Annotated in this window: 8 protein-coding genes and 1 tRNA gene; 4 read left to right on the forward strand and 5 right to left on the reverse strand. The window is 53.2% G+C overall.

Annotation, left to right across the window (positions count from 1 at the left end):
- Nucleotides 1-231: 231 nt before the first annotated feature.
- The 4 genes from nagZ to AAH187_RS07380 form a co-directional block, all read right to left on the reverse strand.
- On the reverse strand, nucleotides 232-1,320 hold the full coding sequence (nagZ, locus tag AAH187_RS07365; RefSeq protein WP_342347799.1) for a beta-N-acetylhexosaminidase: 1,089 nt from the start codon (nucleotides 1,318-1,320) through the stop codon (nucleotides 232-234).
- A gap of 15 nt (nucleotides 1,321-1,335) precedes the next feature.
- Nucleotides 1,336-2,841, reverse strand: a complete 1,506-nt coding sequence (locus AAH187_RS07370) for a leucyl aminopeptidase (RefSeq protein ID WP_342347800.1) — start codon at nucleotides 2,839-2,841, stop codon at nucleotides 1,336-1,338.
- A gap of 56 nt (nucleotides 2,842-2,897) precedes the next feature.
- The gene (queE, locus tag AAH187_RS07375; protein WP_342347801.1) at nucleotides 2,898-3,551 is read right to left on the reverse strand and encodes a 7-carboxy-7-deazaguanine synthase QueE; all 654 of its coding nucleotides are present in this window, start codon (nucleotides 3,549-3,551) and stop codon (nucleotides 2,898-2,900) included.
- Between the two features lie 247 nt (nucleotides 3,552-3,798).
- A complete protein-coding gene (locus tag AAH187_RS07380; protein ID WP_342347802.1) occupies nucleotides 3,799-4,494 on the reverse strand; it encodes an HAD family hydrolase in 696 nt (231 codons plus the stop codon).
- 109 nt (nucleotides 4,495-4,603) lie between these two features.
- Between AAH187_RS07380 and AAH187_RS07385 the strand changes: the two genes are divergently transcribed.
- The 4 genes from AAH187_RS07385 (at nucleotide 4,604) to AAH187_RS07400 (ending at nucleotide 10,562) form a co-directional block, all read left to right on the forward strand.
- Nucleotides 4,604-4,687: transfer RNA gene (locus tag AAH187_RS07385), tRNA-Leu, on the forward strand.
- 471 nt (nucleotides 4,688-5,158) lie between these two features.
- Nucleotides 5,159-5,782 (forward strand): class I SAM-dependent methyltransferase, encoded by a 624-nt coding sequence (locus AAH187_RS07390; protein WP_342347803.1) that lies wholly within the window; start codon nucleotides 5,159-5,161, stop codon nucleotides 5,780-5,782.
- Between the two features lie 117 nt (nucleotides 5,783-5,899).
- Nucleotides 5,900-7,888, forward strand: a complete 1,989-nt coding sequence (locus AAH187_RS07395) for a tetratricopeptide repeat protein (RefSeq protein WP_342347804.1) — start codon at nucleotides 5,900-5,902, stop codon at nucleotides 7,886-7,888.
- Nucleotides 7,889-7,952: 64 nt separating this feature from the next.
- Nucleotides 7,953-10,562, forward strand: a complete 2,610-nt coding sequence (locus AAH187_RS07400; protein WP_342347805.1) for a sigma 54-interacting transcriptional regulator — start codon at nucleotides 7,953-7,955, stop codon at nucleotides 10,560-10,562.
- Here the strand turns inward: AAH187_RS07400 and msrB are convergent.
- Nucleotides 10,528-11,013 (reverse strand): peptide-methionine (R)-S-oxide reductase MsrB, encoded by a 486-nt coding sequence (gene msrB, locus AAH187_RS07405; protein ID WP_342347806.1) that lies wholly within the window; start codon nucleotides 11,011-11,013, stop codon nucleotides 10,528-10,530. The genes AAH187_RS07400 and msrB overlap by 35 nt on opposite strands.
- Between the last annotated feature and the right edge of the window lie 188 nt (nucleotides 11,014-11,201).

Here is an 11,201-nt window from a genome sequence, read left to right on the forward strand (position 1 = left end):
CATGAAATTCTGTCATCAACGATAGGAATAGCTGATTGGGTGTGCCGGTTTATACAGCAAGGTTGTTAGCTAAACAAATCTTTGTAGGGAATGTCCAGAATTGGGCTATGGCTCTCTTTTATCAGTTGGCAGGTGAGCGATAGTAGCTGGTATCCATAAAGTAGCCCACAAGGAGATGAGGCCTGGACCCCTGGGGGTACGGATGGTAATCCGTCCTATCTTTCTGTGCATTCAAGTCAAGGTGCGAAATTGGTCTTGGATCTGTACTAACACGTGGTGATGCGCAGAAATGCCAACGGTATCAGGGATGGAGAGAATGTCGATAGGGTGATAGGGAGAGACAAATTGCTGTTTGACGGAGGCGATGCGGGCCAAGCTAGTCTCAAGACGGCATCGATCCAGTACATGAGATTCAACTGCACTACAAACGGCTTTAATAGCATCGGTCGCGAGCCCACGGGTTTTGCACACCAATAACATATCCACTCCGGCTTGCAACGAGCGTACAGCAGCCTCGCCGACTGCCGAATGGTTCACAATGGCGCCCATCTCCAAGTCGTCACTCAAAATGACACCGGAAAATCCCATTTGCCTCCGAAGCATGTCTGTCAAAATAATGGAAGAGAGGGTTGCGGGATTTGTGGGGTCCAGGGCTGGATAGTGGACGTGGGCCGTCATCATGGCCTGAAGACCATGAGCAATGGCGTATCGAAAAGGTTTGAGCTCCACACTCTCCAGTCGCTCCCGGGTGGCGTGGACCACCGGCAGTTCCACATGTGAATCGGTACTGGTATCGCCATGACCAGGAAAATGTTTTCCACAGGCCAATACGCGATGATCGTGCAGGCCCGCGAGAGTGGCCGCTCCCATGAGGCACACCTGTTCCGGCTCGGTCCCAAAGGCTCGATCCCCGATTATAGGATTGGAGGGATTCGTATGGATGTCCAGAACCGGCGCCATATTCATATTAATCCCTACGGCGCGTAACTCCTTGGCAGTGATGGCTGCGGCTTGGTAGGCAAGTTCCGTGGATCCCGAGTGGGCGACAGTCGATGCAGGAGGAAAGATGGTAAAGCCTGAAGGAAGGCGGGAGACGCGCCCGCCTTCTTGATCGATGCCGATGAGCAGCGGGATGTCACCGGCCAATGCTTGGAGGTCGTTTGTGAGGTGTGCAATTTGAGCAGGGTCAATCAAGTTTCGGGAAAAAAGAATGATCCCTCCTGGCCGGAATTCCTGCATCCAGGCTCGAAGGTCCGGAGTGACCTCCGTCCCTTCGAACCCGATCATACACAATTGTCCTACGAGTTCAGCGAGAGTCATCGCGTGTGGCGCCGTTTAGCGGTTGGCATGATTCAGTAAATACTGAATGAGCAACCGGGTCCCGATACCTGTGGGACCTTTAGGAATATACGGCCTTTCTGTTGTACCCCAATCGGTGCTGGCAATGTCCAAATGGACCCAGGGATGGTCTCCGACGAATTTTGATAAGAAAATTGCCGCGGTAATCATTCCGCCTCCGCGTCCACCGATATTCCGCATGTCCGCCACGTCACTTTTTAGCTGCTCGAAATATTCATCCCATAGGGGCATTTCCCATACCCGTTCCCCGGCATGATTGCCAGCCTTTTTGAGGTCGGCTTTCATGGTGTCGTCATTACCCAACATGCCAATGGCGAATTGTCCCAACGCGACCGCAGCCGCACCGGTCAGTGTGGCGATGTCAATCACGCAGGCGGGTTTGAGTCGTGAGGCATAGGCCAAGCCATCAGCGAGAATCAATCGACCTTCCGCATCGGTATTTTGGACTTCCACCGTTTTTCCAGAGAGCATGGTAAGGATATCGCCGGGTTTGGTGGCCCGCCCTCCCGGCATGTTTTCCGTCACAGGCAAGAGGCCGATCGCATTCACGGGGAGCTTGAGCCGTGAGGCGGATCGAATCGTCGCCAGGACTTCAGCGCCACCGGTCATGTCGGCCTTCATCTGTTCCATATTTTCTGATGGTTTCAGGGAGATCCCACCGCTATCAAATGTCACCGTTTTGCCGACAAAAACAATGGGCTTTTGTGTGCGAGGTCCACCCATATATTCCAGAATGATGAATTGGGGCGGTTCGATGCTGCCTCGAGAGACTCCCAATAAGCCGCCCATGCCGAGTTTTTCCTGCTGTTTGCGGTCCAAGACTTTGAGCCGGACTTTGGATTCCCTGGCAATTTTTTTGGCTTCGGTCACGACGCGGGAAGGCGTCATCACGTTCGCGGGATGGTTACACAAATCCCGGACGAAACAGGTGGCTTCACCAAGGATTTGCCCACGCTTGGCGCCATCTTTGGCCTCATTCAGGTGAGCGTTGGAGGTGGTGAGGATGGTGCAGGATTGCAAGGAGTGGTTGTCGTCCGTGCGGTCCGTGCGGTACTCATTAAACCGATATTCCCCAAGAACCAACCCTTCCACCATGGCTTGAGCCACGTCATCCATAGGGCCGGTGCCCTTTGGTACGTCCGGCATCACGCAAACAATCCCTTTGGCTTTGGCGGTACGAGCGCGTTTGGCAGCCGTTCCCATCGCTTGACGAATGCGTTCCAAGGTCACCGTCTCCCGTGTTCCCATACCGACAAGAAGGACGCGTTTTGCCGGTAATTTTCCATCGATATGCAGTAAGGCGGTGTTATTCGGTTTGCCGGAAAATTCTCCACTTTTGCGCAAGGTGCTCAATTGTCCACCGAGTTTCTGGTCGACCGGCTGGACAGCTTTGCTCCAGGTTTTGTCTTGTTCATATTCCAAACAGACCAACACGTCCGTTGTTGCCGCGGTGGCTTCACCACTCTTCACAAGAATATTCATACGCCTCCTCAATATATAAATCGCCCCTACCGTAAAACGACCCTCTTCCCGTTGCGTTACACGCCGCGGGTTTGAGGATCCCAGATCACTTTATGCAATTGGAGTTGAAAACGAACAGGCAGTCGATCTTCCAGAATCCATTCAGCCAGGGATTGCAAATGGAGGACTCCAAAGACGGGACTCATATGGACGGGACAGCGGTCTCCCAATGAATACTGCTTCACGATATCACGCGCCCACTCGTAATCGGCCCGGTCCTTCAAGACAAACTTCACTTCGTCTTTTCCGGACAAATGCGTCAGGGTATCCCACCGCATCCGGTCCGTCATGCCACTACCCGGGCATTTCACATCCAAAATAATCGAAACCCGCTCATCCACGTTGGCAATATCAAACGCTCCGCTGGTTTCCAGCATCACCTGAAATCCGGCCTCACATAATTGTGTTAACAATACCAGAGAGCCGGGTTGATGCAATGGTTCACCACCGGTCACCTCGACGAGCGGGCAACCATATGATTGCACCTGCGCCAAAATTGCCTCCATCGGCATGGTGCCTCCACCATGAAAGGCATACTCCGTGTCACACCAGGTGCAGCGAAGCGGACACCCCGTTAACCGGACAAATACGCACGGTTGTCCCACACGGGTGGATTCCCCCTGAAGGCTGTGAAAAATTTCGGTGATCTTTAAAAAAGGCAAAGTGGTCATAAGAACCTTCGACTCCCCGCACGCATCAGATGACATTGTACTCAAAGTGTGGGGTGAGGGGGAGGGGATAGGACAAATGTGCACAAATGGCTGTCCGAGATGAAATGTCGTCCTAAGGGTAGGTCGGGTTGAGTTGGGTTTTTCGATCAAGTGAGGCACATAAGTCGGACTCTTGAATGCAAAGGATGGGAAAAGCTGTCAATGTGGCGCAAGCAAGTCGGGCATTGTCATCTCAGATGGCCGGCTTCTAAGCCCATTGTGTAATTGGCCAGCCTCGTTGGCGGGCAATGCGGGCCATGCCACGAATGGGATTCACCACAAAGGGATGGCCAACCATCTGGAGTGCATGGAAATCTCCGGGGCTATCACCATAGCCATAGCTACGGCTCAAGTCCAGATTGAAACGGGTGGCCAGGCGCTCCACATAGCGGCCTTTCCCCTCGCCATAGGGCAATGGGGCAAACACCTTCCCCGTATAGAGCCCTGCCTGGGATTCCGGTCTCGCGCCAAAAACCAATGAGACTCCAAGCGCCGCCGCGAGTGGTTTCACCAGAAACTCAGGTGATCCGCTAACGAAGGCCACGACATGTCCCGCATCCTGATGGCGGGATAAACGATTCAAAGCCCTCGCGGAGACCCGTGGGACAACATATAACTCCACGTACTCGTTGGCCAATTGTTCAATGAGGGAGACATCATGCCCCATCAGGTAGAGCTTCCTCCGTCGCAGAGGGTTGAGCGAAATGGGCGGCATCTGCCGAATGGCATATTCCAGGCTGTGCCAGAGTTCCGGCCAACCCATAACACCGTCTTGCCAGAGATACCGGAAAAACCCGATTTCAATCGATGTGCCGGGAATCAATGTGTTATCCACGTCGAAAAAGGCACCGATCCAGTGCTGGGAATGAGTCAGGGGTGCGGGCGAAGTGGTCGAGCGGGTCATGGTGAGCTATATTCCGAAAGGTCAGGTGATCAATGAATGGTCGGGATTCTACTCCGCGCTCCACGCGTTGACAAGGACATCAAGAGGTTTCATAATCTGCCTACTTCGTGCCGAAGTGGTGGAATGGCAGACACGCACGTTTGAGGGGCGTGTGGGGAAACCCATGCGGGTTCAAGTCCCGCCTTCGGCACCAATAATCCTACCGACCTCTAAATCGTGGCTATTGTCAGTCGTATACTCACAAGAATTATGTGCCGGAACTCGAACCGGTGGGTCCTGAGACGAGTCTTCCCCCTTGATGGGTTCACACTGGAGAGCCTAGCGGAGACACGAGGCGGTGGGCCTCCTTGTGAGGGAAGGAGCCAGGTTTCCGCTCCTTCGACTTCAAGTCAGGTCTCCGGCAACGATCCTTTCCCCCCTATTACCTGATCGACTTTGCTCAGGCATCCCACTGTCACTTCTAATTTCTGGGGATAAAAGTTTTATCAACGAATATTGGCTTTCTGGTAATCCCTTCTTATTGAAACCGAGAAAGTTCGAAAATATTGTCGGTGGGATTGTGTCCAATGTTCCTGTTTCCGGACTTCTTAGACGGATTGTGGTTATTTCTATGCTTAGGAAAAGGCAAATTATGAGACATATTCAATTGGCTTGAAGGTCATTCATGAAACGCGGGTGGTATTCAGGGCGAGTGTTTCCCAGGCTGGTGCAATGGAGCATGGGGCAAGCGGGTTTTACCCCCTTGCGGCATTCTTTGGTCGCGAAGGCATCAGGGGTGGTTTTGGAGATCGGGTTTGGGACTGGAGCAAATTTTATATTCTATCCTTCTCAGATCTATTCTTTAACGGCTATTGATCCTAATCCCGGGATGATCCCCTTAGCCCGCTCGCTTCAGGTGGAGGCAGTGATTCCCGTTCATCTGGCCCTGGCACGGGCGGAAGCTCTTCCCTTTCCCTCTGCTTCCTTCGATACCGTTGTGAGCACGATGACCTTATGCAGTGTTCCCCTTCCTTCCATGGCTCTGCAGGAATTGTTTCGGGTCGTGAGGCCTGGAGGACGGTTCTTATTTTTAGAGCACGGGCAAAGTCCGGATCGCTCGGTTCGTCGATGGCAGGATGGTCTCACGCCGGTGTGGAAGCATCTTGGCGATGGCTGTCATTTAAACCGTCCAATGGTTCAAATGATTCAGGCGCAGGGTTGGACGGTCACCGCAGTCGAAAACTTTTATCTTCCCGGCGTTCCGAAGGCTTTTGGCTATTTTTCTCAGGGGATCGCGGTGAAGGCCTGATCCTCCCTGTACGCCCTTCCATTTTTCTTGATTTCTTAATACATTGAAGTTGGTGTTCACGAGGGTTTCGTCAGTCTTTCGGAACCGTTCCAATCTCTGCATGCTGAGAGTGTCTTGATGAAAAATCGACGGGTACCTGGCGGTTTAATGGTCTGTGCCGCCATTGTGGGACTTATCCTTTTAAAGGGGTTTCTTGGCGTTTCTCCCTCCTATGCCCAGGTGACTGGTGCCTCCCCAGCGGACTCATCTCCCAATCAGGATTCCGCGGAAGCGCATTTACAGTTAGGGATTGATTTTTTTCTCACGGATGAACTGGATGTGGCGATTGATGAGTTTCGGGAGACCGCTCGTCAACGGCCTGGCTATGCTGAGGCCTATCATAATCTTGGGGTGGCCCTAGCCAAAACGGGGGATTTAACCGGGGCCATTGCGGCCTGGTCGCAAGCGGAACGGTTAGATGTTCAAACGGCCTCATTGCGGTATCACCTGTCAGCCCTGGTTTCGTATAACTATGGCATCTCCCTGGTGCGAGATGGCCGGTACGCGCAGGCCATGGCGCAATGGGGGGCGGCGCTTCGCATTCAACCTAATTTTCCCGAGGCTCATTATGCGTTGGGATTGGGATTTTTAGCTTCGGGCGATCCTGTGCAAGCTGTGGCCCATTTTCAAGCGACGCTTCGAGAGGCCTCTCATTGGGCGCATGGCTATGAAGCCTTGGGATTGGCCTATTTTGCATCACATGAAAATGTGCTGGCCGAGCAGGCCTGGAGTCAGGCTCTGGCCTTCGAGCCCGATCTCCCCAAGGTCCATGCCAATTTGGGATTACTCCGTTTGCAGGAGGGAAATTATCAAGAGGCAATCGGACATTCACGGTACGCATTGACACGTCAACCTGACCTTGTGGCAGCGCATTACAATATCGGTGTGGCGTTGCTTGCGAAGGGAGACGAGTCAGCCAGTGTTCCATCATTGGAAATGGCCCTTTCTCTCGATCCCCGATTCACATCAGCCAGATTGCTGCTTGGTGTCGTGTGGAGTCGGATGGGGAATTGGGCGCAGGCCGCCTCGCTCTGGCGAGAGGCATTACGCCAGGATCCCTTTGCCAAAGATGGGGTGTGGCTCCATTACAATTTGGGAGTCGCCATGGCGGCCATGGGATTGGTCGACGAGGCGGCGGTTGAATTTGATGTGGTGACCGGTCAACGTCCTGAATGGGCTCCGGGGTGGTCTCAGTTGGGTTCGACGCTTATGGCGACCCGGCAATGGGAAAAGGCCGTGGTCGCCCTGGAATCCGCTGCTCGATTGCAACCGGCTTGGCCACACCTCCATTTTGCCATTGGCAAAGCCCAGGCTGAAGAGGGAATGTTCTCTCAGGCTGCTGCAGCCTTTCACCGTGCGGTTGAGTTGGAGCCTCGTTTTGTCGAGGCATGGTTTCATTTGGGTGTGGTGCTTCGTGCCCAGAACCGGACCGGTGAAGCGGTCGAGCCGCTTCGTCAAGCGGCGGAAGGCGGATCTGGCGAAGCCCAAAGTCTGTTGGCTTCGATGTATGCCAATGGCAGTGGCGTGGATCGCAACATATCCTTAGCCATGTTGTGGTGGTTTCGGAGTAGTCAGGCGTCGATGCCGGATTCGCTCATGCAGACGGCAAAAGAACAGCTCTCGCAATTTCGTCGCGGCCTTCATCGACACCTCTTTTCGGCCAATGACCGGCAGGAGGTGTTAACCGGCTTTGGTCTCATTCGAGAAGATCTTCACCGTTTCGCTCCTCCCCACCGCCTGCCCACTCAGGTGGCCAATGATGAAGTGACCTGGGACCACCTGATCCCGACTGAGCCGGTTGTCGCATGGATGATCGGCCGGGCCTTGGCCTGGGATCAGTCTGCCCAGCACACACTTCATGCCTGGTATGTGAATGGAGAGCGTGGTCGGTTGATTCCAGCAGATCCTCAGATCCGAAATTATTTTCTGCAAACGGCGGAAGAAGGGGATCCCTTATCCTGTCAGGTCGTTCGAACCTTTGCTGCCGGTTCGGCCGAGCACGTTCCTGCAGACTGGCAATTGGCGACAAAGGGGTGTCCGGACCAGCCACAAATGCCGGGATTGTAATTTCGATACAAGGTTTCATGTATGTAAGGGGGAATTTCCTTAATCTTCAATGAGTACGATATCAATGACGGATCGCTCGAGGACCATGGCGTTGGCCCTCGCTTTTTCACTCTTGAGCACGGGGATGGCCTTTAGCATCTCCTCCATTTTTCCCCAGGGAGAACGATGGTTGACCGATTGGCAACTGACTCACATGGCTCCTCTACCTGTCGACCCTTCCCTGGTATTGGTGACGGTCAGGGAAAGCATGAGTCCTGCGTTGTGTGGGGAAGGACGATGGAATCTTTCCGTGTTGGAGTCCACACTGCTGGCCCTTCATGAGGCTGGCGCCGCTGTCATCGTTCCCTCAATTGATGTGACATCCCCGGTAGCTTCTGAATGCGGAGGTTTGGCGGGACTGGTTCGACTGGCTGAAGTGACCAAGCGAGTCGGGCCTGTGGTCTATCCAGACTCGATTCCTCCCGCCTTGGCGGATGCGGCAACTGCCTTAGGGACGCTGGACTTGATCCCTGATGAGGATGGGATGTTTAGGCGTGTGAAGTCCGCTGCTCTCTCTGCTGATTCATCGCCGCATCCTCCGATCGGTCTATTAATCGCCTCGTTCGTGTCGAATGAGGCAATGACTCTCAATCCTGGGGTCACCGACAATCAGCTTCGGTTCGTTGGGCGCTGGAAGAATCCTCCATTTCCTACCCATGTCTTTTCCGACGTATGGAACATTATCCAGAGTAAAGATCGCGATCAATTAAGGAAGTTGTTTCAGGGAAAAGCGGTGATCCTTTTTTCACTTGTGTCAAAGAAACCAGCGTTTCCGATTCCGTGGGAATCGGCTGTGCCGGGAGAATTTCTTCATGCCCTATTGAGCAATGCCATACTAACCAATGGATGGGTCTTCACGACTCCTGTATGGGTCGCTTTTCTTGTGACAGTGAGTGTAAGCCTGTTCTTCACCTGTTTCCTTCTTTGGGGAATTCCGTTAACCCGCCTTGGGATGATGGGACTAGCCGGTATTTTTCTTGCCGGGCTTGCTCTGCTATGGGGATTTTACAGTGGTTGGGTGTGGCCGATCTTGAGTACAGGTTTGGCTGTAGGAATGGCCATAGGGGGAACGCTGGCTTGGCGGATGTCCAGGTCCCGGTCAATTATTCAAGGGCGGATCACTCATGGGAAACAGCAGCGACAACAATTGGAAACAGAGCTGGCAGAGAGACAGCAGCATGTCCGGGAACTCGAGACCCACTTACATGTGGCACAAGATCATGCACACCAGTCGGCGACGGTTATTGAAGGCTTAGAAGCTCTGCAAGGGGGAGCGTCTCGCCAATTGGAGATTGCTCAATCCGAGATCGAAGAAACCCGGCGCCAGATTGACCGTTTGGAGGTGGAATTGGAGGATCTCCGGCAGCAGATGCCGGCCATGCAGCATGCCGGGCATCAGATGCCCGAAGCCCGCGAGAATCAGGCATTACTTCAGGAATGTGAGTCGCTGCATATTCTGACCCGTGCTCCTTCGGTTCTTCGCCTGTTTCAGGATCTAAAAAAAGCGTCGGGGATCCGGAGCCCCATTCTTCTATTGGGAGAAACGGGTACGGGAAAAGAGGTGTTTGCCCGAGCGGCACATGCGTTGAGTCCACGGCATCAGGGGCCATTTGTGTCGGTGAATATGGCAGCTATCCGGTCAGAGTTATTTGAAGGGGAACTCTTCGGCCATGTGAAGGGAGCCTTTACCGGAGCGGTGGGCCGTGAGGGGTATATCGAAACGGCGAATGGCGGAACGCTTTTTCTGGATGAAGTCGGCGAACTCCCATCCGATTTGCAATCAAAGTTGCTTCGGTTTTTGGAGGACGGGTCATTTCACCGGGTCGGAGAAAGTCGACTGACCCAGGTGGATGTGCGAATTATCGCGGCGACAAATTGCAACCTTCAACAGGATGTAGAGGCAGGCCGATACCGGGAAGATTTATATTATCGGTTACGGAGTATTGTGTTGACTCTGCCTCCTCTACGGGAACGAGGAGAGGAAGACTGTCTGCTGTTGGCTCAATCCTTCCTGCAGCATTTTTCCCGGCAACAGGATCGAATGGATCTGGCGTTCACGCAAGGTGCGCTGGAGGCGATCATGGCCTATCGATGGCCGGGCAATATTCGAGAGCTTCGACAAACCGTGGCCCAAGCCGTGGCGTTGGCCAACGGGTCCCTCATTACCGAAGAGGACTTGCATCTGAGTAGCCCGGTCAAGCCCTACGTGAAGGGTGAGGGACACGGTTTGGTGGAACTGGGACGATTAGAAGATGACATGGTGTTGGAATGCCTGCGACGTCATGGATTCGATATGCAGGCGTCAGCTAGGGCTTTAGGGTGGGATCGCAGCACCGTCACCCAACGTTTGAAAGGTCTCGGATTTCAAGCATTAGTCGACTATCACGGGAATCTAGAAGCTGCGGCGCAGGCGCTGGCAGGGGATGAGACTTTGACACGAATGGTAGAAAGACGATTGCGCGAGTATTCCAAAAATTTACTCCCTTCCTCCAAGCACTATTCGTCGGTTGACGTCGCGATTGCCGACTGCCGAAAACGGTTTCGCAATCTTCCGGAGCGTCATTTTCCGGCAGTCGAGCAGTTAGTGCGTCAGCGTTTTATTATGCCGGAACAAATTTCAATGCCGCGGAATTAATGCAATACCGTAATCCAGTCGGCTGTGGGCCATCGTCAAAGATGTGTCCCTGGTGGCCGCCGCAGCGGGCACAGTGAACTTCCGTCCGGGGATAAATAATTTTCCAATCAGTCCGGGTTTCGACCACTTTTTCCGAAATCGGTTGCCAAAAACTGGGCCATCCGGTTCCACTGTCGAATTTTGTGTCGGAAGAAAAGAGTGGCAGTTCGCATCCCGCACATTGGTAAATGCCTTTGGCTTTACTTTGATGATATTCATTGGTAAAGGGCGGTTCTGTGTCTTCATGGCGTAAGACCTGATATTGCATGGGGGTTAAGAGCGCCTTCCACTCTTCATCCGTTTTCGTTATTTTGGTGATGGCTGACTCCCCGGTTAAAGGATTGGGAGCGGCCAAAGCCATACCCAGGGTTTTAGCGAGAACTCCAAAGCCCAATGCCACGCCGATTTTCATAAGATTTCTCCTGTTTACATTCATGTTTATGGACATCCGGCATCCCTCCTCTGAGTTGAGACGGTGGAAAATTTCTCGTGTTCCGTCCAACCTGATATACTGTATCAGTCTTGCAAAGAGAAAAAAAATTACAGAGTTGGTGATGAGGCCTTTGACTGAAAGAAGGAAAATTTTTACACTAAAGAAAA

Source organism: uncultured Nitrospira sp. (assembly GCA_902500695.1).
Taxonomy (GTDB): domain Bacteria; phylum Nitrospirota; class Nitrospiria; order Nitrospirales; family UBA8639; genus Nitrospira_E.